Origin of the sequence: Affinundibacterium amnicola (genome assembly GCF_014284275.1) — a bacterium.
Classification (GTDB): Bacteria; Pseudomonadota; Gammaproteobacteria; order Burkholderiales; family Burkholderiaceae_D; genus Undibacterium; species Undibacterium amnicola.
In genome coordinates, this window is sequence record NZ_JACOFU010000002.1 from 268180 (window position 1) to 294523 (window position 26344).

Below are 26344 nucleotides of genomic sequence, written 5' to 3' on the forward strand. Positions count from 1 at the left end.
ATTTTGTATCTTGCACTTTTGCATCTTTTAACGCAGTTCACCTGCGATTATTCTCAACCGAGGAAAAATATATGAAACTTTTAGTTAAGCTCGCGATTGCAGCATCGGCCGTTGCCTCATTTTCGGCATCTGCTCAAACGATTACTGATATCAAAGCAAATACACCATATAGCGCATATGTGCAGGATGCACGTGGCATTATCGTTCGCGATCCGTTTGGTTTGTGCTGGCGCACTGGATACTACACACCTGCTGATGCAGTAGCAGGATGTGATTTACCTTTAGTTCCACCTGCGCCACCAGCACCTCCAGCGCCACCTGCACCAGTTGCTCCGCCGCCGCCACCACCAGCGCCACCAGCGCCGGCACCAGTTCCAACATCTGAAAAAGTTACTTTTGCTGCTGATGCCTTCTTTGATTTCGACAAAGCAATCTTGAAACCAGAAGCTAAAGTGAAATTAGATGATATGGCTTCTAAATTAAAAGACGTCAACTTGGAAGTGATCGTTGCTGTTGGTCACACTGATTCTGTAGGTACTGACGAATACAATCAAAAATTGTCTATCCGTCGTTCTGAAGCAGTGAAGGCTTACATCATTAGTCGCGGCATCGATGCAAAGCGTGTTTTCTCTGAAGGCAAAGGCGAAAAACAACCAGTTGCTGATAACAAGACTAAAGACGGTCGCGCTAAAAACCGTCGCGTTGAAATCGAAGTCGTTGGCACACGTACAATCAACAAGTAATTCTTAAGTAAATTAAGTACTACTTAAATTAAAACCCGCTTCGGCGGGTTTTTTTATGGATTTTAAAAAAGTACAAATTTCTTTTGCAGCAAACACTGGTGAAATCAACTTCTATCCATATTTAATCTAGAATGACGCTTAATTTTAGCAACTCAAAATACCACGAAGAATTCTCATGTCCATCATCTCGTCAAAAACTGAAAGTACCAATGTCGATCCCTCTGAAATTCAAAAATTCAGCGATTTGGCACATCGCTGGTGGGATCCAAGTTCAGAATTTAAACCTTTACACGAAATCAATCCTTTAAGACTTGAATGGATTAACAATTTAGCACCTTTATCCGGCAAGAAAGTGATCGACATAGGTTGCGGCGGCGGGATTTTAGCCGAGTCAATGGCAAAGAAAAAAGCCGATGTGACTGGTATCGATTTATCGGATAAAGCACTCAAAGTCGCGGATCTGCATAGCCTAGAATCAGGTATTCAAGTGCGCTATGAAAAAATTGCCGCTGAAGACATGGCAGAACGAGAGGCTGGACAATACGATATCGTGACTTGCATGGAAATGCTAGAACATGTCCCCGATCCCGCATCCGTAATCCGCGCATGTACAAAATTGGTCAAGCCCGGTGGAAAAGTGTTTTTCTCCACCATCAATCGCAATCCGAAAGCTTATTTATTCGCCATTATTGGCGCCGAATATGTATTACAAATGCTGCCCAAGGGAACGCATGATTACGAAAAATTCATCACCCCTGCGGAATTAACCCAGGACATCCGCAATGCCGGACTCATCGTCGATGCGATGAAGGGCATGAGTTACAACCCTTTAACCAAAATTTACTCGCTGAATCAAGATACCAGCGTCAATTACTTAGTCGCTTGCACTCGTCCATTATGATTACTCCAAAAGCAGTTTTATTCGATCTCGATGGTACTCTGGCCGATACCGCACCCGATTTAGCCGCAGCCGTTAACTTAATGCGTATCAAGCGGAACTTAGATGCCGCCCCTTATCTTAGCTTACGTCCATTTGCCTCGGCTGGCGCGCGCGGACTGATTGGCGCAGGATTTCAAATTCCGCCTGAACATCCAGAATATGAAGATATGCGCTTGGAGTTCCTTGCTAACTATGAATCGGCAATTGCGGTTCACAGCAAATTATTTTCCGGAGTTAAAGAATTGCTGCATGGACTTGATCAATTACACGTCACCTGGGGCATTATTACCAATAAAGCAGAACGCTTCACCACGCCTCTGATTCCACAGATCGGCCTAGAGAATGCTGCCTGCGTTATTTCTGGCGATACAACTGCACACGCAAAACCACATCCGGAGCCACTCTTAGAAGCAGCAAGAAGAATTCAGATTTCACCGTCTGAATGTTGGTACGTAGGCGATGATTTGCGTGACATCCAAGCGGCACAAGCAGCAAATATGACGAGTATCGCGGCAGCTTGGGGCTATTGTGGCGCAATGGAACCAACACACTGGAAAGCCGACGCCATACTAGATTCGCCCTTGGAATTATTAGAACTTGTCCGAGGCAAAATATTACAAACTCAAGCAGCCTAAGTGACCTCTTGAAATTATATGGGGAATTAAGGGCTTGAAACTTGGAGCAGCTGCCTCATTTAGAGTATACTTAGTACCGCTTTGGGGTCGACCTGGTTTCGACAGGGGTTGCAAAGCAGAGCAGGGCATACCGAGGCCAGACTACCTCGTAAATACAATCTGAAATATATAACTGCAAACGATAACTCGTACGCATTAGCAGCTTAATTGCTCGCTAGCTCTTAACCGCTTCTTCCCTAGGGCGGGCTGGTAACAGCTTAGAGTCATTTATAGGGAATCGTCTCAAGTTGGGTTACTTAGCTTTGGACTAAATAATAGGTAACTCGTTTTGCCGCAGCGTGTGCGTCCGCGTCGTCAAGATTAAATTAAATGGCAGCACTAAGTATGTAGAACTGTCTGTAGAGTGCTCTTGGACGCGGGTTCGATTCCCGCCGACTCCACCAATTTTTTATTTAAAATCAATGAGTTAGAAATTACGGTTGTCATTAAAATGGGGTGTTTTGGGGCTGTTTAGGGCTTGGAATGACAACATAATGACAGCATTTAAAAACCGCACGGTGAACTATTCACTCTGCGGTTTTTTATTTTCGTCGTCCAAAATAACCCACTTAAAAATATAAACAAAAAAGTTTAGAAAAAGCTTGCAAACATAAACAAAAATGTTTATACTGTCTTCATCGTAAACAACACAAGGGGGTACGGTGAAACAAAGTGAGTTTGTAAGGTGGCTGCGAAAACAAGGTGTAGAAATTAAGAATGGAACCAAACACTTAAAACTCTACGCAAACGGTAAGCAGTCAACCCTAAACAGGCATCCATCAGAAGAGTTAGGAACCGGATTGGTGGAAGCGATTAAAAAACAACTTGGGCTTAAATAGGAGCGCCCCCGAAAGGGGGTTAGAGCCTTACCCCACAATTCCCTATGTAAAGGAACTGAAAATGCAATATCCTGCTTTATTTACCCGCGATGAATTGGGCTTAATTACTGTAACTTTCCGCGATATACCGGAGGCGTTGACGCAAGGACGCGACGAGATCGAGGCAAAAGAGAACGCCCAGGACGCGTTAATCACAGCAATGGAGTTTTATTTTGAGGATCGACGGTCGGTCCCTACCCCATCCGGTAGGTGCACCGGCGAAGTTTTAATTCCCTTGCCGTTCTCAATTTCAGTGAAAGTTGCGTTGCTTAATGAAATGATTGCACAAGGCGTGTCGGCAGCAGAACTTGCGCGCCGGTTGGAGTCATCGCCCCAAAACGTGAACCGGATCATGAAACTTGACCATGCGACAAAAATCGACACCCTCGATAGTGCATTCAAACAACTAGGTAAATCACTCGACTTTGTTGTTGCGTAACTTATCAAGCATCGACTTTACTTCGTTGTATTGGTCGATACAGAGGTTGGTTCGTCGCACTTCTTTGTTAGCATCGGCTGCGATGTCGATAAGATCGAGAACAGTCTCCGGCAATAGTTCGGCTCGCGCTTGACCATTGTCGGGGACAAGGGTGAAATCTCCGGAAATGGGGTTTGCACTACACGAAGAGACTGGGACGAACACCCTGACAACGCGATTGCGCACATCAGAACGCATATTAGCGATATTGATTTTTGCATTTAATTCCACCCTTTCGGCGTCGGTTTCTAATTCCTTGATCCGCTCTTTTGAATCGGACTGTGCTTTGTTGGTATCTGCGACAAGTTTGTTGTATTTTTCAGTGGCCGCGTTATTGAGTTTTATTTTTTCAAATTCGAACGCTTTTCCTGCGTGATACTCGCCAGCGAAATAGCCGAGTACGACGGCAACAGACACGCAGATCACATTTGTGACTAATTCATTCAACTTAGACATACCGCCCTTTCAATTCTTCGCCGTTCCACCAACCCCGCGAGTGCTTTACCGGCGGCGTAAATCCAACGTGACATTTGATTACACGAACCGACTTTGTCACCGGTGTTCGCCAATTTGACCAACGTAGATTCGCAAAATTTCTTTTTACCGACGTTGTACGAGAACGATATGTAAGCGACTGTTTGCCCCAAACTCATAGGGACTTTGACACAATCGATGTCGTCCGCATGTTTTAGTAAGTCTGCATATAGCTGATCTTCACATTGCGCCTTGGTGAACTTCTGCCCTAGTTTCAGTTCTGGTCCGGTGTGGCCGTAGCAGGAAGTCAAAATGCCGATGGGGTCCTTATACGTGCGGAAAACACCACCCTCCAACATCATCACCATAGGGACTAGCATCGCTACGGCGGTGGCGCCAATCTTTTTTATAAGCTGTTCTTTATATGTCGAACCGTCGCTCATTTTGGAGTTATCCCCGATTTGATCGTGATGTACAAAGCAATAATGGCGGTGAACGGAATTGCGAGCTTACCGATCCACGATAGGACTCGAAACGCACCTTTAAAATCGTGAAAAGTTTGAATTAGCTCTGCGGTGTTGTTCTCAATCCGCGAAGTTGCTTCGGAATTGATCTTTAACTCCTTTTGAAATTCATTCATTCGATCCCACATTTGGGGAAGCGTGGGTATCTGATTTCCGTAGTCGTCTTGCATCGGCTTGTCCTTAAACGTCGATTATTTCGACCGATAGAGCCGGTGCAGCCCCCTCGATCACGTTATCTCTGACAAACACACTTGATCCTTGCGAAGCATTGCCACGCGCGAAAATGAAACCGCCTGTTGGCAATTGAATCGTGCATCCTCCAACCTGCGTCGAAACCACTACGCCGACGAGCAAAGGCGTTTTCGGCAGCAGGTCTTTGAAAATTGCGTACAGATTACTCATATGATGTGATCGAAATTTGTTGTCTCACCGAGGGCAACGACACGTTAAGCCGAGACGACGAAGACCATCGCCGGTACTCGGGAAGTCAAGTTGCTCGATATGGCGCGTGATGCACTACTAAATCAGAAGCAATATACATATTTAAAAAATAAAGAAGTATTTCAAAACACGGTGACGGGCGAACGGTGGACAGGTGATCAATCGATCCGCAAAACGATGTTCCAACCTGTGCTTAAACGCACCAAAGTTCGATATCGAAACCCCTACCAAACTCGCCACACTTACGCGTCAATGATGCTCTCAGCAGGTGAACACCCGATGTGGGTCGCTAAACAAATGGGACACCGCGACTGGACCATGATTGCGCGCATCTATGGTAAATGGATGCCCGACGCGGACAAATCGGCAGGTAGTAAAGCCGAGGCGATTTTTGGAAACAATACCACCGGCGATATAATTAAAAATTCAGGATAGAGGTATTGAAAATGACAAATCTAGTTCTAACCAAAACAAAAGAAATTCTAAGCTTCTCAAAATGGTTTAGCGGCAAAGTCACCGTGCCAGGCGAACAGGCAATTTACAACGTGCGGCACCCGACAATCCAATACGAGACGGGTTACCAGTGTTGGAACGGTGAATTTTGGGGACAATTCGAAACGACAATCGAAGACGCTTATATGAACAGGAAAACGAAGGATCCACATCAGAATTTAGATTGGCGTCTAATTTTAAGGTAAATTTGGTATAGGGTCGGTCATCTTGGCCGCTTCAATGTCGGTACCCGCAAAGAGAAGCTTTGACTCGTCGGCATTCATCAAACAGGCGTAAGCGGTCGGTCCGGCGAATGCTCCAAAAGAGTTTTTCGCATTGATATCAACCCAATAATAACGAACCAACTCACCTTTGATCGTGTCGGGCGCACCCCGAACGGCTTTCAATATCTTTGCGCTATGCGGGTCTTTCAATCCCGACTTTAGACTCGCTACACATTGCAAAATAGCGGCGTTCTTGACGGAAACTTTGACAGGATTGTCGGGTAAGCACGGTTTCAAAGATTTATCGTTGTAAGAGCAATTATAAAATTTAAGTCTTGATTCTGGCGACGACGAGGCCTGTGTAACGGGTTTCGGGGGCGGTGGTATAATTAATTTTTGAGGATTAAGGTCAACTGAGCTTTTCGGACAAGGTTGATCACCGACTGTAATCTTACCGTCCTTCTCACATTTATAAAGCTGTGCACTGGCCGAAGTGGATACCACCAACAGTACGGCGAAAACTAATTTACTCATATCGCAAACCCATAACAATTGACTTTGAATGATCGCATTTTTACACGCAGATCGCAAACAATCATCGGTTAAATGTAAGGGGTTACACAATTGGAATGACAGCAAAATGACAGCATCCCTCTTGAAACCCGCACAAACATTGACCACAACGCGGGTTCGATTCCCGCCGACTCCACCAAGATTAAAATCCCAACCATCATCGGTTGGGATTTTTTATGCGCTGAATATTCTTGCTAAGCACTTGAAAATGCTTTTTAATAAGAACCGCTCAAAAATTCTTTCGCTTTCTGATATGACACATCGCTGTTGACAGTGTATAGAGTAAAAAAACAAGTAAAAAACAGCGCAAGGGCTGTATCTATAGAAGGAGCAAACGATGATTTTGCCCAATAAGTTGCACATCACCAATCAGCTTGAACTCAATAAAATCGAAGAAAAGATCAGCAAACAAAAAGCCAAACAATTATTTGAAAGCGGGGACATCAACCGCATAGAAGTTGGCACCTTCAATGGATTGGCTCAGATTCACGCTTATTTGTTTAGCGAGATTTATGATTTTGCTGGGAAATTACGCGACGTCAATATCGCCAAAGGAAATTTTCGCTTTGCGCCACTGATGTATCTGGAAACATCTTTAGTGCACATCAGCAAAATGCCGCAAAGCAGCTTCGACCGAATCATTGAGAAATACGTCGAAATGAATATCGCCCACCCTTTTCGTGAAGGCAATGGTCGCGCCACAAGAATATGGTTAGATTTGATCCTAAAAAAAGAGATCAAACGCGTCATTGACTGGAATGCGGTGGACAAATCTGATTACCTATCCGCAATGGAGCGCAGTGTGGTGAAAGATGTCGAGATAAAACACCTTCTACAACCCGCCCTCACCGACCGAATCGATGATCGCGCCGTGTTTATGAAAGGTATTGATATTAGCTATTACTACGAAGGTTATAGCGAATTCAATATTGAGGATTTGTAAGCTACAGGCCAAACCCTACGCAGCAATTGATAAAAATTCCTTCAATATTCGCACTGACATTTTCTCTAAAAAAGTTAACTTGCGGAAGGGCTTACATCTTCAAGCGTGCACGCATGCTGGGCGCACATTAAAAAACCAACCAATTCATCGGGTGGCTTTTTGCTTGCATACTAATTTGCTTCAAATGAATTTAAAAAAGCCTCGATCTCTGTTGCATTTTCATTGCCCGGCGTACTTTCTACCATCAACATAAACAAATCGGCTTTGGCAAACAGGAAGCGATAATTTTGATACGATCCATTCGATATCTTGACGCGAAGCTCGCGTGCAGCTACACCATTGACTCTCAGTTTGTTCTCTGAAATGAGCTGCACCCCATTGCTTTGCATCGTGGCATCACTAAATCTATCCAGCACTTGAGATTTATCTGCGGGTATAGTCTGAAAACTCATGCGCTGCACCACATATTTATGCGTGAAACTATCTACGCTATAAATTTGAACGCCACTCAAGCCACTATTCTTACCCAAATTTGTTAAATTATCTTCTTGCGGCGCTTTAGGAAAATTAATCGAAAAGCTCTGATCTTTTGGCGTAAATCCATATCCGCTTTGATTTAAGTTAGTAGAACCAGCCGAAAATTCTGCATTTTTTGCTTTGTACGCCTTATAGTAACTAGCGTTTCCAAACACCGTCAAAATAATAAGTAACACCGCACTGATCGTGATCGCTTTCGAATTGGGTGGGCAAGGCGAACCGTAGGCATTGTTATCTGAACTACCTGGCAAAAACCATAAAGCCAAAAAGCCAATTATCCAAGTGATCGAGCTAAAAATTATCAATTCAGGTCGACCAAGCACACCCGCCAAAAACGGAAACAGACAAGGCAGCAATATCCATTTTCCACTTAAATTTAAATCATGTAAGCGCAGCACTAAAGGTCGTAATTGCATCACAAAGATGACAACGCCCACCATCACCAGCAAGACAATTTTGTTTTCGAGCGACTCGACTCCGGCAACCGCCATACCGATCATCAACACCATCAGCGGCAAGATCGCCATAAATGAATACACAATAAACCGCAAGCGACCTAGGCGACCAGAAAACGACAAAGAAAACATTGCAGGTGCCGAGTCAAGCGAGCTTTCATAATCAACAGTACCGCTACGTGTAAAGTTTTTTGTCGCGCCATTATTATCAAACTCTGGCAATGGCTCATTGAGATCGACTTTCTCTAACAACCAACGAAACACACTACGCTGTTTCTCAAAAGCCTGAGCTTTAGCGCGTATGCAAATCGCAATAACACTACTAGCAGTGCGGTAACAGCAAATCAAATAAATACTGTCTTCGTCATCCCCAGAAAAACGACCGCGAAACTCCGTCGCCATCGCTTGAATTTTGCCACGCCAACTGGTGCCACTTACTGCATAACTCTCACCCATTTGCTTCAAATAGGGCATCTCTTGCGTAACATGAGGTAATCGTTGTGCCATCCATGTTTCTAAGGAGGTATTGTCTCTTAACAGTCCACTCACCTCGACGATAGTTTTTGTCTCAGCATCGGTCAGCTTCAATGACTTTTTGTTTTTTACTTCACGCCATTTGGTCGGCACATACATCTCTAAACCTAATGCCTCCAGCAACACTTCGCGCGGCTTCAATTCAGCGATATCGGGAATGCTCGTAGTACGAGCCGCCGCTGGAGTCACGTTTTGATTTTCCAGAGACAACCCAGATTTTCGCTCTACATTGGATATCGCAGAACCTGAACTCCTAATTTCCATTGCCGCCTGCGCCTTACCCAAATCAGGCTCGGATAACTGAAATTGCCTACTTGATGACGCTGACGCTACGTGTGTAGATGCAGCCAAACCAGCATTGCGGCTCACAGAATCTTGGGTGCTTGGCGTGTTTTTCTCACTGACGTTGGCCTGCGCCTTCTGCACCTCGACACTCATCTGTTTTTTCTGGGCGGCCTCTAAAGAAGCTTGTAAACTTTTTCTAAGCCACTCTACCCTAGTCGCTGCGACTTCTAAAGTGCGCCCATTCAATACCAAAGAAATAGCAGCACCAGCGGGAACACGCTTAACGATATCAGCACCCGACAAACTAATAATTTCAAACGATCCGGCAACTTGCAATCTATCCCTCTGTTCAGCGACCTGCACTGATTTATCTGCTTTGTCTGGATGATGGCTTAACCATAAATCGAAGCCAGTGGCCGACTCTGCCGCATGTCTGACGATAGAAACATAAAATCGCGTCTTAACAAAACGCGACCACAAAGGCTTAAAGTTACCGGAAGCTTGAGCTGCTTCGACGATTTGTTCGAAGCTCTCTGACAGTGAGGGAAATGCCGTATTTGAAGTCGTCATGTGTGCAAATAATCGATTAGGAAGGTGTCTATTTGCACACCCGACCAAACAATTGATCAGGTAGAAAATAAATAAAATCAAATCTTAAATTTGCAATGCATAAAAGTCAATTTACAATTTCCATAAACACCATTTTGTGGTTCTGATCACAATAAAAAATACGCTTGAATTTAAGGCATGTTGGGTATCAGAAGCGCAATCAATCTGTATCTTCATTGACATTCTCAGCAAAGGCAAATGCTAGTATTCTTTTGTTCTTACATTCATGCCTATTTGACCTGACTCGCACCATGCTCGACTACCACACGCTAGAAACCCTGCGTACTCATCACCCCGCCTGGCGCTTACTCAATTCACCGCATGCGCCTTTGATTGCCAGTTTCTTGCAGCGCGTTTTTATTATTCCCAATGTGCGCATGATTGCTGCCATCGATCTTGCCGAAATGTTGGAAGATGATCTCTATGTTTTACGTGAACAACTGGGTGAACAGGCTTTTCCTAAGCGTGGCTTGGAGTATTTAAATGATTGGACGGGTAATGATAAAGCCTGGTTACGCAAATTCTATTTGACGGGTTCGGATGAAGCGCAGTTTAATCTTAGCTCTGCTAGTGAAAAAATCGATTAACTGGCTGGCGAGTTTGCAGGAGCGCAGCTTTGTTGGGACGGAATCACATCTGCTCACCTTGTTTGATCTACTCAAACAAATGCAAGAAGGCAGCGAAACAGGCCCTGACAAACGCCTGTTGGATCTACAAAGAAAACGCGATGAGATTGATGCGTAGATGACGCGCATCAAGAGCGGCGATATCCTGGTACTCGACGATACAGCAGTGAAAGATCGCTTGCTACAATTTAACCAACTAGCACGTGAATTACTAAGTGATTTTCGTGAAGTGGAGCAAAATTTCCGATGCTTAGATCGACGGGTGCATGAGCATATAACCTTATGGGACGGCGCGAAAGGCATGTTAAAGAAGAGCAATTATTCAAGCGCCCGCAAGAGAATCATCTGCAAGATCATTTGCGTTTGGAACAAGAACATGTTCGTTTTAGTGCTTTACTAGAAGCGCTCGCTATTATCCAAAAAGCTTAAAAAGGAGACCCGACATGACGCTAACCACCTGCACTATCGAAGTATCACGTGAATTTTCAGCCTCTGAAGAAACCGTTTTTGATGCTTGGCTAGACCCACAAAAAGCGGGCAAATTTTTATTTGCCACTCCGGCAGGTATCATGAAAAAAGTCGAGATCGATGCAAAACTTGGCGGGAGATTCAGCATCATAGAAACACGCGATGGCGTCGATGTCGATCACGTCGGAATCTATCTAGCAATCGAACGCCCAACTTGCCTGAGATTTAGTTTTGGCGGTGATCCATTTCCGACGACCAATGTCACACTAAACATTAGCAAAACAGAATCTGGCTGCGTTTTACATCTGACACATGAAGAGGTTTGGATTGAGTATGAAGCCAGCGTGATCCAAGGTTGGACGAGTATTTTAGAAAATCTCGCCCAGCTTGTTTAGATTGATCATGCGTACTTCAACTAACCCAAACCACAAGCAAGCGCAATTCGATAGGTTATAAAAGACGCCAGATAGGCCAATGCAAACAAATAAGTCGCCATGATAATAGGCATTTTCCAGCCGCCAGTTTCGCGCTTAACCGTTGCTAGTGTGGACAGGCACTGTGGCGCAAATACATACCAAGCCAATAAAGATAGTGCTGTCGCTAAGCTCCATTGTTGCGCAATCAATGGTGCCAATGCTTCCGCCGTGTCACTGCTTGCGGCAGCCAATGCGTAAACCGTTCCCAAAGAACTCACTGCAACTTCACGTGCAGCCATACCTGGCACCAATGCGATACTAATTTGCCAGTTGAAGCCAATAGGTTCAAATACCACCGCCAATGCCTTACCTATGTAACCCGCAAAACTGTACTCAATTGCAGCGCCAGTTGCACCATCTGGGGCACCTGGATAACTAGCGAGGAACCATAGGGCAATCGTCATAATCATGATAATGCCACCCACCCTGCTCATAAAAATGACCACACGCTGCTTCAGACCAATTAAGACATTTCTCACTGTTGGCAAGTGATAGCTGGGCAATTCCATCATCAATGTACGGATCTGACTTTTTGCGGTGAAGCGTTTTAATACCCATGCGACGGCCAATGCACCAATGATGCCTGCGCCATATAAAGCGAACAATACTAATCCCTGTAACTCAAAAAATCCCCAGACTTCGCGCTGAGGAACAAATGCTCCAATCAACAAGGCATACACAGGCAAACGTGCTGAGCAAGTCATCAATGGTGCGATCAAAATAGTCACCATGCGATCACGTGGATTAGCGATCGTACGCGCGGCCATAATGCCTGGAATTGCGCAGGCAAAACTTGAAAGCAGCGGGATAAAAGAGCGTCCAGACAAACCGACGCCACCCATTAAACGGTCAAGCAAAAATGCGGCTCGAGGTAAGTAACCCGATTCTTCCAAGATCAAAATAAAGAAAAACAAGATCAAAATCTGTGGCAAGAAAACGATTACACCGCCAGCACCAGCAATAATTCCGTTCACAATCAGACTTTGCAACCAGCCCTCCGGCAACAAGCCAGAAACGGTTTCACCCAACCATTCAGTCGCATCTTTAATCATGTCCATCGGTACATTTGCCCAGGCAAATACGGCCTGAAACACCAAGAACAAAATAAGTGCCAATAAAAATGGTCCAGCAAACGGATGCAAAACGACGCGATCAATTTTATCGCTGGCCGTATGGGGAATAATGTCATCCAAGCCCAGCTTGGATAAAATCTGACGCACACGTTCGTGGTCAAGATCGGTGTGCGATTGCACGGTCGGATCTGTATCAGTCAGATGTGCCTGACTACTTGCTTGATTTAGTGATCCTACATTTCCCAACATCGCCTTCAACTCAGCTTCACCGCCCTGCCGGATACCAACAGTACGCACGACAGGAACGCCGAGTTCTTGCGCCAAGGCTTGTTCATCAACATGTACACCGCGCTGCTCAGCCATGTCGGTCATGTTCAGCGCCACCATGCAAGGAATTCCAAGTCGCTGAACGGCAATCACCAAACGCAAACTACGACGCAAGTTAGTCGCATCGACAACACAAACAACATAATCTGGACGCTTCTCACCTACCGCATTCCCATACAATACATCATGCGTTACCCGTTCATCTGGCGAACGTGGGTGCAAACTATATGTACCTGGCAAATCCAATACGCGTATGGTTTTATCGGACGCTGTTTTAAACCGCCCTTCTTTTCTCTCAACAGTAACACCCGCGTAGTTCGCCACCTTCTGTTTACTGTCAGTCAGCAGATTAAATAATGCTGTTTTACCGCAATTTGGGTTTCCAACTAAGGCAACTAATGGACCACTCGCATGAAAATGGACTACCGAAGGCTTTACTTGTTTCATGCAGCAACCTTATCTTGTAAAACATTCACTAACACACAAGCTGCTTCTGCTTTACGTAGGGCAAAAGTCGATAAACCTATTCGAATGACCAATGGATCACCACCTAATGCACCTCGTGCCATCAATGTCACGGGCTCGCCTGCGATAAAACCAATATCTTCTAACTGCGTTTGCCACTCTGGCATATCAGTTGGCGCGACCAATTGACGAACAACACATTTCTCACCAATCATAATTTCAGACAGACTTTTGATACGTTCGGAGCCCACATGCGAAGTACGAACAGATGCTGCCTGCGTTTGGGCATCGATATCTGTATGCATTGCTATCTTGATATTTGCTGAGTTCATGGTCTTGCGCTCTTAAAGAAGTTTCTCTCGAAGCAAAACTATAAACGAGAATCATTCTTATGTAAATCAAAGACGAGCTTCTCGTAAGGTCAAATTTCTTACGCAAGATCAATAGTTTATAAAATATTTACGACAAACACGAAAATGCTGGTGAGTGATTATAGGGACCAATGAAAAACCTCTCCGAACCAATAATCTCGATATCCAGAACTTGCTCAATTCATTAGAAAATTTCTAGCGATCCTAAATTGAGTCCAATCAAGGAAAAAACATGATAGAGGTCTATAATGAAGCATTCCTTTCTGCTGCAAAGCCTCTCCTCTTCTAAGAAAAAAACCCCATGAATGCCAACGAAAAAATGCTAGGAATTACTGATATGTCCCCACAAGAAATCTCTCTAGACGTACTTCTTGAAAAGTATGCAAAAGGCGATGAATCAAGCATTCACGATGTACAAGCACGCGTTGCAAAAGCATTAGCGACCGTCGAGGCGCCTGACTACCAAGCCTATTACGAAGAAAAATTCTTATGGGCACAAAAAAATGGCTTCGTGCCAGCTGGTCGCATTAATTCCGCTGCGGGCATGGATTTACACGCAACCCTGATCAATTGCTTCGTGCAACCAGTTGGAGACTCAGTTTCCAGCACGACGAATGGTAAACCAGGTATCTACACCGCACTTTCAGATGCTGCTGAAACCATGCGTCGCGGTGGCGGTGTTGGCTACGATTTTTCGACCATACGCCCGAAAGATGCGCTGGTAAGAGGTACCCGCTCACGCGCTTCTGGCCCAGTATCTTTCATGCAAGTATTCAATGCATCTTGTTCAACCGTAGAATCAGCGGGTGCGCGTCGCGGCGCGCAGATGGGTGTGCTTCGTTGCGACCACCCAGATATTCTTGAGTTCATTCACGCAAAAGATCAAGGTGGCCTGACTAATTTTAATATTTCCATTGGTGTAACCGACGAATTCATGAACGCCGTCGCTAATGACACCGACTTTACCCTGACACATAAAGCAGAACCTAGCAAAGATAAAAAGGATGCAGGTGCTTATCAGGGTGAATCTGGCTTGTGGATTTATCAAACCGTGAAAGCGCGTGATCTGTGGGATGCCGTCATGAAATCGACCTACGATCATGCGGAACCTGGGATTTTATTTTTATCTCGCATTAATGCAGAAAATAATTTGTACTACTGCGAAACAATTGAAGCGACCAATCCTTGTGGCGAACAACCACTACCAGATTATGGTTGCTGCTGCCTCGGATCGATCAATCTCACACGATTTGCAAAATCAGCTTTCACTGAACAAGCGAGCTTTGACTTTGAGGCATTTCAAGCCGTCGTCGCAGTTGCTACTCGTATGTTAGACAATGTGCTGGATGCAACCGCATGGCCACTTCAACAGCAACAAGATGAAGCGATGTCAAAACGCCGCGTTGGACTGGGCTTTTTAGGTTTAGGTAGTGTCATGGTGATGCTAGGCTTACGTTACGACTCCGCAGCAGGACGTGCTTTCGCACAAAATGTTGCTGAAGTTATGCGCGATACCGCCTATTTATCATCCGTCGAGCTTGCCAAAGAAAAAGGCGCATTCCCACTATTTGACAGTGAACGCTATTTACAAGGTGCATTTGCCCAACGCTTACCCGACGCACTGCGTCAACAAATAGCTCAGCATGGCCTGCGCAATTCACATTTATTATCGATTGCTCCAACTGGTACCATCACATTGGCTTTCGCAGACAATGCGTCAAATGGTATCGAACCAGCATTTTCTTGGGTGTATAACCGCAAAAAACGCATGGCAGTTGGTGACAGTAAAATTTATGAGGTGGCAGATCATGCCTGGCGCCTATATCGCCATCTCGGCAATGATGTTTCTGATGATAGTAAATTGCCTGCAGCTTTTGTCACTGCACTCAATATGTCTGCCAACGATCACATGATGATGCTGCAAGCGGTGCAACCTTATGTCGACTCTGCGATTTCCAAGACCGTCAACGTGCCAGCGGATTATCCCTATGAAGATTTCCAAAATCTGTATCTAGATGCATGGCGAGCTGGCCTTAAAGGATTGGCAACCTATAGACCAAACAATATTCTCGGTAGCGTATTATCGGTAAGCACAGAGGCTACAACACCCACAACAAAATTGATCCCAGACGACGACTTACTACGCAAGCAATTTGATGGGCGTCCATTCGGTGATTTAGAATCCGTCACTTCAAAAGTTCAATACATGACCTATGAGGGTAAAAAAACGGTCTATCTGACAGTGAGCTTCATTCATGTACAAGGCACCGTGGGCGGCGAGCCAGCAACGATAGAACGCCCATTTGAGTTCTTCATGCCAGCAGGACAGAAGAACGATGGCCAGCAATGGATTTCTGCCAGCATGCGTCTGCTGTCTATGGCTGCGCGATCAGGTGGTTCGATTGCAAAAGCACTTGCCGATATGCGCGAAGTAGTGTGGGATAAAGGTACCGTACGCTGCGGTATGATCACCAAAGATGATGGTTCACAAGCACCGCTGTTTCACGAATCAGAAGTCGCTGCAATTGGCTACTCATTACAAAGAATATTGATGAAACGGGGTTTCCTTGATGCGAGTGGCAATCAAGTTCCTATCGTCGTTCTGGCAGAAAAATTCAAAAACAAACAGCTGGCTTACAGCATGGATGATCTGGCCTATGAAGTTGAATCTACACCGATGACCTATACCGCAACAGGTAAAAAATGCCCCGACTGCGGAGCATATGCTTTACAAAAAATCGATGGTTGTTCGCGCTGCATTTCATGCGGCTATGTTGGTGCATGTGGTTGATTGTAGACAATCAAGACTGCAAAGCTTGTGTGGGGGACACCATAAAGCGGAACTTGGCCACCATAAAGCGGAACTAACGGACACCATAAAGCGGAACTAACGGACACCATAAAGCGGAACTTCTTTTTTATGATTAAATGAATAATGCCAGCGAAATTCACTGGCATTATTTTGAGTAAGTACAAAACCTTAATATTTGCTTCTTTTCAATTAAAGATGCAGTAAATAAGTAAGTAGATGAAAAGCAGTCTCAGCTATTCCTTATCGATTTTGTTATATCATTGTCTTCAAAGCGCACCCAGTTTAATGCAAATTTCATACGTATTTGGTGATAAAGAAAGCAGACAAGTTAGTCTTTAGTATTTTTTACATTATCATCTTAAGAATTAAAAAGCAAAAACTTAAAGGAGTTTTTATGGCTGTCACTGGAGCAACACAACAACAATACAAAGACTTTCTCACGAACGGTGGCACGTTGACATTCACGATTGATGCCAACGACATCTCGCCCGACAACGCATTCGAAAACTTCTCGCTCATTAAACCTTACTTACATACTGGTTTTGAGCTTCGTCCATCTTCTATAATTCATGAACCCCAAGAAGCAGCTCAGATTTATGTATATGGGGATTCGTGGACGAGAGTGGTTACCACTGTGTACCGTAACGGCGGAAAAATCGTCTACAAAAAACTAAATTCAGGTGTTTTTCAGGCAGAGTGTACAATCCCTTAGGTTTTACAACTCGAAGTGATATAACTTCGTGACGCAGCTTTATTCAAGTAGTCACCTCTCTTACAACGTCTGCTATGGACGACTGTGGGGGACACCATAAAGCGGAACTACTTTTTTAATGATTAAATGAATAATGCCAGTGAAACTCACTGGCATTGTTTTTTTGGTAGCTTTGATATCTCGACAATCTTTGAAAAGCAGGCATAACATTGTTGTTATCGAGCAGTTCAGGCAAACGCACTGTAGAACCTTCTCTAATTCGAATTGCCTACTCCGGTGGCCGTCGCGCGCTGTTTAGCCCTTATATTCTCATAGGTTTCTTTAAGCAAAATCGACCCCTGATGTGCATAGGCATTACAAATAAATTCAGCATCATCGACCGCACCTGCATCAGCCAAACACATTACACAATTAATAATGTCTGCCCTATCAAAGTCCGGCAAGAAACCGAGCAAAGCGGCTTTAAACACCTTTGCCACTTCCGAAGGATAACTGCTTGCAAGACGGGCTAGATGTTCAATCAATATATACCCGTGATGTTCAACCTGAGCGTTTGGTGCAACCTCAACGAGAGCAGTCAAAAGCTCAGAATCAAATTCTTGAACAAATGCGACAAGTTGGGTTAACGCTGACTGTAATTCTGGCGAGTGCGTGTTACTTTCACGCATTTGTTCTGATACACGAAGCCAGAATGCTATAATTTTCGGCGCATGGGCTGAGTATCCTTCACTTCTAAGTGTCCAGAAGAACCAACAAAGGCGCCGCAACTCTTTTAGTTTGAGTTCTATAATCAGCTCTGCGAATAGTCCATTATCTAAACTCTCCATTCCTTGAAGATAAGCAAGTCCCAGAAACTGAATCGCTCTATCTGATACTTGGTCAGGTAATCCGTCAGCGAAGAGCATTTTGCGCAGGTGCCCACCTTCAACTAACTTTTTATAGAACCAGTCATAGAGATATCTCTGATAGGAAAAACCCTGAGCAGAACATCGCCACGCGACCTCGTTCGAGGAAGCAAAAAGACGATGGAAGTTTGATTCTGTCCATTGAGAATTGATATAGTGTAAGTTTACGCAATACAATCCTGCTAGGGTTGCAAATTCTACGTTCTGTCCTTGCTCGCTGCTAGACAGCTCAGAATCAAATATTGGTCCGAAAATACTCCAAGAATCATTATTCAAGGAACCAGATGCCAATTCCTCACGACGAACTGCCAACGCCAGATAAATAAGAGCTTCGAGAATACGCCCCCTCGCCGAGTTAATTGCCCGAGTAACAGCGTCATTTGATACTTCTGCAGGACTTGGGACTTGTGCGCCAAGAATTCTACTAAGTACCTCGACAAATGAATCATATAGTTGAATTGGAAGGTGCCTCTCAGCACTAGTCGCACTCTTCACTAATTCAGCAATGTCTGAGACGACCCAACTCACCGATGGTTCCCAACCTTCAGTGTTTTGATTGTTGAGTTCATATATGAATTCGGTTTTTGAAACAATTTCACTTATTGCCTTAACCGTTGCATCCCAATTAATATCTTGTTTATCATCCGCCCACCGCTCTTTCAGCCCACGAAGCAGGCCATGCTGATAGGGACGCGCCAAATCAACGAACAATTCTATGGATTCACCGAATCCATCGTGACTAGCTCTCACTGCTGTTGTTAAAGATGAAGCTAGTCCTCTATAACTTGGGCCATCTAAATCTTCGGGCGCAGGCGAAAAATTACTAAGGAAACGAATTAATTCCTCTTTAGACATTGCAATCAGTTCGTCAGAAGCTAATGGGCTTCGCTCTCCGACCCATCCACTATTTGAATAGAAATGAAAATCAGGATGCTCGCGAACTGGCCCATATTGCTCAACTAGACGTTGATACTTTTCGTCAAGCTCAGAATCTCCTAATCCAGAGGCTGCATACAAAAGGTCTCGCTTAAAGCTTTCATCGCGTTCAACTTGCCTCGAATCATCAGTCCAATCACCTCTAAAATTATCTATAATACAAAGAAACTTATCCCTTTCTGTCGCCGAAAATTTCGCAAATGATTTCTTAATAAACCCATATATTTCATGCCAGTAAGGATGTTCATAAAACCACCCATCTTTAGCATAATCCCAAAAACTACCTCCAACAGTTCGATAGTTTTCTCCACAAACAAATATGCCAATACGAATCAGAGTCTGATACGGAGAAAGTAACAATGTCTTCACTATCATTCTTGAATCATCGGTATCTATCACGGTTGCACCCAACGCTGCATCCCTTACCGCATTCACGAGCGCTGAACGATAATCATCAATATGTGAATCTTGTTCATGGTCTTCGATTGCCGACCGCCAGGCATATGAGTATTTATCTTCTTCGACTGTTCCAATATACTCTGCTAACCGACGTGTCAAGAGTTCCAAACCAGAGTACCCGCACCTTTCACCGATTTTTCTGGATGACAATTTAAGCACTTCACCAAGTTGATAACTTTTTAACACTCCTTTTTTCTTAATCATGTAAATCTCCCTCAGGGAGAAGCATAGTTAAAATATCAACCAACTTTAATGCTTTTTCCAAGTCAAGTTGCTCTTGGCTGTCTAATAGTCTTGGTAATAATTTTGTACCTAACTCATGACCAACCATGTCCGAGTTAATGCGACCAGAAACCCAGATTTTCACAAGGTCAATATCCGACTCGAGAATTAATGGCAGAGGTAACTCCGATAAAATATTGGCAAGTGTCCACAAGGTCCTCCAATTTGCCAGACCTCTTTTTTCAATATCTAATGTAACTGCGCGCGCAATCTCTACAACTCTTTTTGCCTGCTCGTTATTCAAAAGGGAAATATTCGATTCGATATACTGCAATGCTGGCCAGCCATCTGACATGTAAGATGCGCCATCACCATCATTTAGGGTTCTCACTCCCGGGCTGTAGGTTACTGAAAAGTACTCTGCCCTATCAAGTGCGTCAAACCAAACGGGCCCCTTCAGCGAACTTACAAAATAGGATAAAAGCTCTGGACGATTGCTCACAAGGCTGAACGCTGCGTCTTGATTAGCAGGTGTTGGTGATGCGCTATACTCATCAAGATACCTTTGTAGGTTTAGTATTGTTGGGTCGCGAACATCTAGCTCTAAGCTCCAGTCTTTGAAGACTTGTACAACCTCCTGGTAGCCTTTACTATCAATGCAATATTTGATAACCCCCACACCACATTGGTCTCGAAAAAACTGCTCGATAAATCCTGTTTGCACTAATTCTATGGACCTATGTGGATAAAGTAAAAAATGCCTTGGTTCTGCCGAAGCGGCGTGCGGTGCTTCATTTGACCGTATTATGTACTCGAGTATTTCAAGCTCAGAGAGACCATAGCCAACGAAAAGAACTATGTAATTCTTAAACATAGTAGTTAAGAATTCTTTTACTTTTTCGTCCGCATAATGTTCTATGTAGTCTTTCAGAGAAACCACCATTGACCTTGGTTCCAAGTAAGAGCCGTGAAGGTGAATAACAGCGCCGCGTTCGGCTAAAAGAGCCGATGACAACTGTTCACGCATATAGTATTTGGACCGTGGGGTTGGTCGGTTCGCTGGTTCGGCCTCACTCCCGCTCTTTATCTCATGCGAGAGATTTTCCAAGCTTGCCTCATCAAGCCACTTATCATAGTTAGTTGTAACGAAAACAGGTCTCAACCTTGCTAGCAGTTTGTATAGTTCGAGACCAGCATCCTGCGGCTTCGATGGATGCAAAATGCTGTCAAAGTCGACGCCTATATTTTTCTTTTTGGCAATTTCCATTGCGATTGAAAGTGTCCGCCGTGAGTCTCCAAGTCCGCGCAGCTGCTCTGCTTCTAAGAAATCCAATGCACCAGCACCTTCAAGCCTTCCAACTACCTGGTCGGCAAAACCCCGCCAATCTGGACTACCACACAGCTTTGAGGCGCCAGCTCCAACAAAAACTACTAGCTCACCATGCTTGGCAGCGTCTTGAATAATTTTGGCGGGCCGATATTCGTTTGATTCCGTCATTTAAAGCGTCTTTAAGTTAAAAAATATCAAAAACTACTAATCAAACGTTACCTAGCTAATTCTTTTCAGAATCTCTCGGTTCTAATACGGACTCAGAACTTACCGTTCTATTAACTGCTATATTGAACGCAACATCATTGTTACCTATAGCCTTCATACATTGCAAAAAAAATATGAACGAAAAGGTACCTCGCGACATCTTGTTCGCGATAGACCTTTCCGTTTCATTGATTCCAATCGTTTTTAGGCGTTTTGCCAAGCGCTCGTAAGTCATTCCACGACGCGCGAGCTCCGCCTTAACAATTCGACGAGCTTCGTTTTCCCAATCCATATAGAGAACTTATCACCTAGACGATAAGAAAGCGATTTACATCTCACAAAAATAGATTAAAGTCTCACATATGAGACTTAAATGATAATTCATCGATTTCCATCGAAAACAAGTCCTATACGAACAATAGCCACACGGCTGGTTCAATTTAGGAAATGTTAATGGAAGACTTGAATAAGCATCTTGAAGTTATTAAAAAAGAATCACATCGAAAGACGGTGATAGATATGACCGGAGATGTAATTTTAAAACTTGAATTCCCTGAAAACGATAGCGGTCGTTCTCGGAAGATTGTTACACGCTCCCGCGCCAGACCAACGGGCAAGTATCCAAGCTGGAAGATGGGCCGAATGATGCAATGGGAGTCTCATAACGAGCTTAATGCATTCAGGTTGATTGATGCGAACGCATCCATTACAAGCTTCCAAGAACAACCCCTAACAATCTACTTTAGGCTTAACGGCGAGACGCATCGTCACCACCCGGATATTCTCGTGACAACCGCTAATGGACGAGAACTATGGGAAATTAAGCCTGCGAGCGAAGCACGAACAGTAGCGCAAAGAACAAAATTTCTAACTGAACACTTGCCACACCTGGGCTTTGCATACCGAGTGGTTCTTGGTGAAGAATTAGCCAAGCAACCTCGTCTGAGAAATATTCAAGAAATCTTAAAATTTGGAAGAGCGGACATCTCAAGTGCAGAACGTGAACTAGTACGACAAATTCTAAAGCGCACTAACACAATCAGTTGGAACTCTGCAGCAAGAGGTGATTTAGGCGTTCGCGGTCGCCATGTACTCGCTCACCTTTTTCTCAAAGGAGAACTCACTTGCAATGTTGATGAGCCAATTGCTGGTGCAATGTTCTCGATAGCCCAGGCAACGAGCTAAAGGTGACACCATGAGCACATCTGCATTCCAATCAGGGGTACGGTTCACAATTGATAAAACCACTTACGAACTCATGCGCAAAATAGAAGATGAAATCTGGCAAGCGGAAGAACTAAAAACAAAACGCGTTCATGAATTTAGTATTCAATCGCTGCTCGAACTTTATGCATCTGAACAGCTTAAATTCACGACAATCGAATCTACACCAAACGTGACTCCCCAATTTCACGTGCATTACTCTCTACAAGAATGGGAAATAGCGAAGCTACGCAGAATATACGTTCTAAAAATAATTGACTTGCCTAGCAATCGTGAACTCGTCAAATCTATTACGCAGGCGACTTGGGAAAAAATAAAGCAACCAGCTAAAGCGCCTGGTAGCACAGCTGTCATTAGATGGAAAAATCGGTATCTACAATCTGGCAAAGATATCCGTTCTTTAATCGATAGAAACCAACTCAAGGGAAATTCCATCCCAAGATATGATGCCGAAACTATCAATTTTGTGACGAAGGCTATTGAAAAAAAGTATCTCTCCTTAGAGCGCGGCACAATCGAAAGTACGCTAGATTTCGCAAAAATATTAGTCATTCACGAGAACAAGCTTCGTCCAAAGGAGTTGCAACTACGAATGCCTTCTCGCTCATTGGTAAAACATTCCATTGAAAAAATAGACGCCTTCGACTCATATTGCGCTCGCCATGGCAGAACCGCTGCAACAAAAAAATTCCGCACTGTGTTAGGCCACAGAACAACGAACGCACCGCTCGAACGTGCTGAGATTGACCACACTCCATTAGATTTATTTGTAGTCGATGATAAGACACGGCTACCGCTTGGTCGCCCATGGCTTACTGTGTGTATCGACGACTACACACGATGCATACTTGGCATACACATTGGTTTTGAGCCACCAAGCTACCTCACCGTGTCGAAATGCCTTCGCCAAGCGTTCCTGCCAAAGGCAAATTTAAATGCCGATTTTCCAAACATAAAAAATGCCTGGAATGCTCACGGCGTAATGGGTCAACTCGTAGTCGATAACGGCTTGGAATTTCACAGCAACAGTTTAGAGAATGCCTGCTACTCCTTAGGTATGGAGATACATTACGCACCACGAAAAGTAGCATGGTTCAAAGGGAAAATCGAGCGATTTCAGGGTTCGTTAAATCGAGCAATTTCACACGGCAATCCTGGAACAACGTTTAGCAATATTTTTGAAAAGGATGATTACAATCCGTCGAAACATGCTGTCATCAGCTACAGCATTTTGAAAGAAATTGTGCACACATGGATTGTGGATGTCTACCACCAAAAGCCACACGGAATAACAAAGATGCCACCAGCCGCAATGTGGCAAAACAGTATAGCGCCCGAAGATATTTTAGTTCCTGACGATATTGCAATGCTCGATGCAATATTAGGACGTAGTGAACAACGTCAATTGACGCATAAAGGTATTGAGCTTTACGGTCTATTTTATAACTCAGCAGAGCTTACTTCACTTCGTCGCAAACATGGTGACAAGCTGAGTGTAGAAATTCGCATCGATACTTCAGACCTCGGGCAAATTATTGTCTTGTCTCCATTTGGCAATGAAATCTACAAAGCATCCGCGCTGGATGCCGCGTACGCGAAAAACCTATCTAAATGGCAGCATGATGTTTGCAAGCGATTTGCTGCGATTGAGTTACAAAAATTCACACCAGACTCATGGTTGGAAGCGAAGTATCAAATAGCAAAATTAATCGATGAAGAATTTATGCACAAAAAACAAAAAACACGAACAAAAGTAGCCCGATATAAAGGCGACGCATTAGCGAACAAAAAAGAGATGGCAACCACTACCACCTCAATCGAACACACGCCAGCCCCAATCACACTGAATCAAAGCAATGAGAGTCTATTAGAACCTTTGCCAGCGGATACTCAACTTGAAGTTCCTATAAAGAAAAAAAGATTCATTTTTCAGCATCGAGACCGTAGTCCCCAATCTATCCATAACGAATTGAACGAGGACTCTACAAATGATTGATGCGAGATATATAGTTGAAAATACGCTTGTTCCACATACTGCATTTGAAAAAGCTGTGTCGCGGCTCGAACAATGCTACAACTACGCATGTGGGGCATCAGAACCGATTTGCGTTGCCATATTGGGCGAATCAAGAACAGGAAAAAGTCGAGCTTTAGAAGAATGCTCTACAAAACATCCACAGATACGGAACGAGGATGGTCTGACGGTACCTATATTGCGTGTCAAAACACCCTCAAAGCCGACTGTCAAAAGTCTCGCCGAGCTGATGCTCAAGGCAATGAAAGACCCAAAATTTGATTCCGGAACCGAAAACGCAAAAACAAATCGTCTCCAAATTCTGATGCAAAGTTCGGGAACAAAGATGGTCATGCTTGATGAGTTTCAGCATTTCTATGACATGGGCTCGCACAAAATTATGCATCATGTCGCTGATTGGCTGAAAATTCTCGTTGATGATTGTCACGTTGCACTTGTGGTGGCTGGACTAGAGAAATGCAGCGTCGTCATAAATCAAAATGAACAGCTCGCTGGTCGATTTTTATCGCCAATCATTATGCCTAGATTTAAATGGGAGAATGTCGAACACCGGGAAGAATTTATCGGAATTTTAGGAGCATTTCAAGATTCAATAGGCTCAACTTTTGATATCCCAGACTTTGACTCGGCGGATATGGCGTTCCGCTTCTATTGTGGAACTGGTGGACTCGTTGGCTACCTGAGTAAATTTCTACGCCAGTTAGTATTGAATGCGATAGACAATAACAGAAGGTCTATTTCAATCGAAGACCTTGCTTTTGCTCACATGGAATCAGTGTGGTCGAAAGATAGTCTCTCAGATATCAGCAGCCCCTTTAGCCGAGATTTCATGTGTGTACCTACCACTGCATTGCTAGATAAAATCGCCACGATAGGTGTTCCTGTAGAGCCATTTGAACCGCCGAGAAAGCGTAAAGCAAAAGCGATTTCAAGCAGTTCTCGCCACGTGCTCAGTGCGAGTTAATATCTCATGCGTCTAGTCCGAACACCATCACCTCACAAAAATGAAAGCTTGCTAGGCTTTATCCTTCGCGTCTCCGAATTAAATGGATATGAAACACCATACCACATACTACGTCTAGCAAACATCAATCATGACCAAGTGACAGCTGGTTTTCCAATTCACAAATTCGTCGAAATACTCGGGAACAAGACTGAAGCACTGAAAAAAGTCTCGTATGAAAAGAGTATATCCAACAGCAAAAAAAGAGAGTTCAAAATTGTTGAACGCTCTTTAGGTGCTAGCGTTAAAAATGCACCGTTACGAATGCAAGAGCTAGCAATTTGTCCGCAGTGCGTAGAGGAACATGGGTATATCGACGCATTTTTCGACCTGAGTATTGCAATTGCGTGTCCGAAACACAAGCGAACAGTTGTTCATAAATGTCATCAATGCGGCAATAACCTTAGACTTTTCAGACCAGGGCTTTTGACATGCAAATGTGGTGCAGACCTCCGAGATTCTCCATTTGAGTCTATCGGGAATGACACATACGAATTCATGGAAATTGCGCATTCGAAATTATATGAACAGGATATTTTAACAAAGGCAAACACTTCCAATTTTCCAACTAAAAGTCTCGCGGCACTCTCATTACCCGCCTTCTTATACATGATTACCAGTTTAGGGCACAAAAATTTTGCGCTATCGAACTCTGATGAACCTTCTGCTGAAGAACGCGTAAAGGCGGGTTTAGATGTATTGAAAAACTGGCCAACCGGTTACTACAATTTCCTCGACAAAGTCGGGACTATCTCAACAAAAAATGGAATTAAATCCGCAGGGCTTCGAAACCAGTTTTCGGACTTTTACGAAAGCATGTTTAAGGGAAGAAAATTCTCAAAAGAGATTTCCTTTTTACGTGAAGAATTCATTCGTTTTGGAAACACCA

General features: G+C 44.0%; 25 protein-coding genes, 1 other RNA gene and 1 pseudogene. 17 read left to right on the forward strand and 10 right to left on the reverse strand.

What is annotated here, in order from left to right:
- Positions 1 to 71: 71 nt before the first annotated feature.
- From ompA to H8K33_RS05460, 6 genes are all read left to right on the forward strand, one after another.
- Entirely contained in the window at positions 72 to 743 is a 672-nt protein-coding gene (gene ompA / locus H8K33_RS05435; RefSeq protein ID WP_186889980.1) for an outer membrane protein OmpA, read from the forward strand.
- Positions 744 to 918: 175 nt separating this feature from the next.
- Positions 919 to 1644 carry a bifunctional 2-polyprenyl-6-hydroxyphenol methylase/3-demethylubiquinol 3-O-methyltransferase UbiG gene (gene ubiG / locus H8K33_RS05440; RefSeq protein ID WP_186889981.1) on the forward strand — a complete coding sequence of 242 codons (726 nt, stop codon included), beginning with the start codon at positions 919 to 921 and terminating at the stop codon, positions 1642 to 1644.
- Positions 1641 to 2318: an HAD family hydrolase gene (locus H8K33_RS05445; RefSeq protein WP_186889982.1), complete on the forward strand. Its 678-nt coding sequence runs from the start codon at positions 1641 to 1643 to the stop codon at positions 2316 to 2318. Before ubiG ends, H8K33_RS05445 begins: the two co-directional genes overlap by 4 nt.
- Positions 2319 to 2401: 83 nt before the next feature.
- Positions 2402 to 2761, forward strand: a transfer-messenger RNA (tmRNA) gene (gene ssrA / locus H8K33_RS05450).
- A 258-nt stretch (positions 2762 to 3019) separates the two neighbouring features.
- Positions 3020 to 3196 (forward strand): type II toxin-antitoxin system HicA family toxin, encoded by a 177-nt coding sequence (locus tag H8K33_RS05455; RefSeq protein WP_186889983.1) that lies wholly within the window; start codon positions 3020 to 3022, stop codon positions 3194 to 3196.
- 61 nt (positions 3197 to 3257) lie between these two features.
- Entirely contained in the window at positions 3258 to 3674 is a 417-nt protein-coding gene (locus H8K33_RS05460) for a type II toxin-antitoxin system HicB family antitoxin (protein WP_186889984.1), read from the forward strand.
- Here H8K33_RS05460 and H8K33_RS05465 read toward each other — a convergent pair.
- The 3 genes from H8K33_RS05465 to H8K33_RS05475 form a co-directional block, all read right to left on the reverse strand.
- A complete protein-coding gene (locus H8K33_RS05465) occupies positions 3651 to 4169 on the reverse strand; it encodes a hypothetical protein (protein WP_186889985.1) in 519 nt (172 codons plus the stop codon). The genes H8K33_RS05460 and H8K33_RS05465 overlap by 24 nt on opposite strands.
- Entirely contained in the window at positions 4157 to 4630 is a 474-nt protein-coding gene (locus tag H8K33_RS05470) for a lysozyme (protein WP_186889986.1), read from the reverse strand. The genes H8K33_RS05465 and H8K33_RS05470 overlap by 13 nt, the downstream gene beginning before the upstream one ends.
- Before the next feature lie 261 nt (positions 4631 to 4891).
- Positions 4892 to 5113, reverse strand: a complete 222-nt coding sequence (locus H8K33_RS05475; RefSeq protein WP_186889987.1) for a hypothetical protein — start codon at positions 5111 to 5113, stop codon at positions 4892 to 4894.
- Positions 5114 to 5212: 99 nt separating this feature from the next.
- Between H8K33_RS05475 and H8K33_RS05480 the strand changes: the two genes are divergently transcribed.
- Positions 5213 to 5587, forward strand: coding sequence for a site-specific integrase (locus H8K33_RS05480; RefSeq protein WP_186889988.1), 375 nt, complete (start codon positions 5213 to 5215; stop codon positions 5585 to 5587).
- 254 nt (positions 5588 to 5841) lie between these two features.
- Here H8K33_RS05480 and H8K33_RS05485 read toward each other — a convergent pair whose 3' ends face one another.
- Entirely contained in the window at positions 5842 to 6402 is a 561-nt protein-coding gene (locus tag H8K33_RS05485; protein WP_186889989.1) for a DUF4124 domain-containing protein, read from the reverse strand.
- A gap of 376 nt (positions 6403 to 6778) precedes the next feature.
- On the opposite strand from H8K33_RS05485, the gene fic reads away from it, so the two are divergent.
- The gene (gene fic / locus H8K33_RS05490; RefSeq protein ID WP_186889990.1) at positions 6779 to 7384 is read left to right on the forward strand and encodes a protein adenylyltransferase Fic; all 606 of its coding nucleotides are present in this window, start codon (positions 6779 to 6781) and stop codon (positions 7382 to 7384) included.
- A gap of 170 nt (positions 7385 to 7554) precedes the next feature.
- On the opposite strand, the gene H8K33_RS05495 is transcribed toward fic, so the two are convergent.
- Positions 7555 to 9765, reverse strand: a complete 2211-nt coding sequence (locus tag H8K33_RS05495) for a DUF805 domain-containing protein (RefSeq protein WP_186889991.1) — start codon at positions 9763 to 9765, stop codon at positions 7555 to 7557.
- A 290-nt stretch (positions 9766 to 10055) separates the two neighbouring features.
- Here H8K33_RS05495 and H8K33_RS20220 point away from each other — a divergent pair.
- From H8K33_RS20220 to H8K33_RS05505, 3 genes and pseudogenes are all read left to right on the forward strand, one after another.
- Positions 10056 to 10737 (forward strand): annotated as a pseudogene (locus H8K33_RS20220) (DUF3375 family protein); the annotation flags it as partial.
- Positions 10713 to 10859: a DUF2220 family protein gene (locus tag H8K33_RS19830; protein WP_246443369.1), complete on the forward strand. Its 147-nt coding sequence runs from the start codon at positions 10713 to 10715 to the stop codon at positions 10857 to 10859. The pseudogene H8K33_RS20220 and the gene H8K33_RS19830, both read left to right, overlap by 25 nt.
- A gap of 14 nt (positions 10860 to 10873) precedes the next feature.
- A complete protein-coding gene (locus H8K33_RS05505) occupies positions 10874 to 11293 on the forward strand; it encodes an SRPBCC family protein (protein ID WP_186889992.1) in 420 nt (139 codons plus the stop codon).
- A 20-nt stretch (positions 11294 to 11313) separates the two neighbouring features.
- On the opposite strand, the gene feoB is transcribed toward H8K33_RS05505, so the two are convergent.
- Together feoB and H8K33_RS05515 are read right to left on the reverse strand one after the other, a co-directional pair.
- Positions 11314 to 13221 (reverse strand): ferrous iron transporter B, encoded by a 1908-nt coding sequence (gene feoB / locus H8K33_RS05510; protein ID WP_186889993.1) that lies wholly within the window; start codon positions 13219 to 13221, stop codon positions 11314 to 11316.
- A complete protein-coding gene (locus H8K33_RS05515; protein ID WP_246443370.1) occupies positions 13218 to 13571 on the reverse strand; it encodes a FeoA family protein in 354 nt (117 codons plus the stop codon). The genes feoB and H8K33_RS05515 overlap by 4 nt, the downstream gene beginning before the upstream one ends.
- 340 nt (positions 13572 to 13911) lie before the next feature.
- Between H8K33_RS05515 and H8K33_RS05520 the strand changes: the two genes are divergently transcribed.
- Both H8K33_RS05520 and H8K33_RS05525 read left to right on the forward strand, forming a co-directional pair.
- The gene (locus H8K33_RS05520; RefSeq protein ID WP_186889994.1) at positions 13912 to 16401 is read left to right on the forward strand and encodes an adenosylcobalamin-dependent ribonucleoside-diphosphate reductase; all 2490 of its coding nucleotides are present in this window, start codon (positions 13912 to 13914) and stop codon (positions 16399 to 16401) included.
- Positions 16402 to 16816: 415 nt separating this feature from the next.
- Entirely contained in the window at positions 16817 to 17134 is a 318-nt protein-coding gene (locus H8K33_RS05525) for a hypothetical protein (RefSeq protein ID WP_186889995.1), read from the forward strand.
- 254 nt (positions 17135 to 17388) lie between these two features.
- Here the strand turns inward: H8K33_RS05525 and H8K33_RS05530 are convergent, their stop codons facing one another.
- Genes H8K33_RS05530 through H8K33_RS19720 form a run of 3 tightly spaced genes read right to left on the reverse strand, consistent with a single transcriptional unit; the run spans position 17389 to position 21485 of the window.
- Positions 17389 to 19638 (reverse strand): hypothetical protein, encoded by a 2250-nt coding sequence (locus H8K33_RS05530; protein WP_186889996.1) that lies wholly within the window; start codon positions 19636 to 19638, stop codon positions 17389 to 17391.
- Positions 19631 to 21154 (reverse strand): SIR2 family protein, encoded by a 1524-nt coding sequence (locus H8K33_RS05535; protein WP_186889997.1) that lies wholly within the window; start codon positions 21152 to 21154, stop codon positions 19631 to 19633. Before H8K33_RS05535 ends, H8K33_RS05530 begins: the two co-directional genes overlap by 8 nt.
- 55 nt (positions 21155 to 21209) lie before the next feature.
- Positions 21210 to 21485, reverse strand: coding sequence for a DUF6471 domain-containing protein (locus tag H8K33_RS19720; RefSeq protein WP_222613303.1), 276 nt, complete (start codon positions 21483 to 21485; stop codon positions 21210 to 21212).
- 161 nt (positions 21486 to 21646) lie between these two features.
- Between H8K33_RS19720 and H8K33_RS05540 the strand changes: the two genes are divergently transcribed.
- From H8K33_RS05540 to H8K33_RS05555, 4 genes are all read left to right on the forward strand, one after another.
- Entirely contained in the window at positions 21647 to 22378 is a 732-nt protein-coding gene (locus H8K33_RS05540) for a TnsA endonuclease N-terminal domain-containing protein (protein WP_186889998.1), read from the forward strand.
- Positions 22379 to 22388: 10 nt separating this feature from the next.
- On the forward strand, positions 22389 to 24413 hold the full coding sequence (locus H8K33_RS05545; RefSeq protein ID WP_186889999.1) for a Mu transposase C-terminal domain-containing protein: 2025 nt from the start codon (positions 22389 to 22391) through the stop codon (positions 24411 to 24413).
- Positions 24406 to 25416, forward strand: a complete 1011-nt coding sequence (locus H8K33_RS05550) for a TniB family NTP-binding protein (RefSeq protein WP_186890000.1) — start codon at positions 24406 to 24408, stop codon at positions 25414 to 25416. Before H8K33_RS05545 ends, H8K33_RS05550 begins: the two co-directional genes overlap by 8 nt.
- A 6-nt stretch (positions 25417 to 25422) precedes the next feature.
- On the forward strand, positions 25423 to 26344 hold a 922-nt coding region (locus H8K33_RS05555), incomplete at its 3' end, for a TniQ family protein (RefSeq protein WP_222613304.1).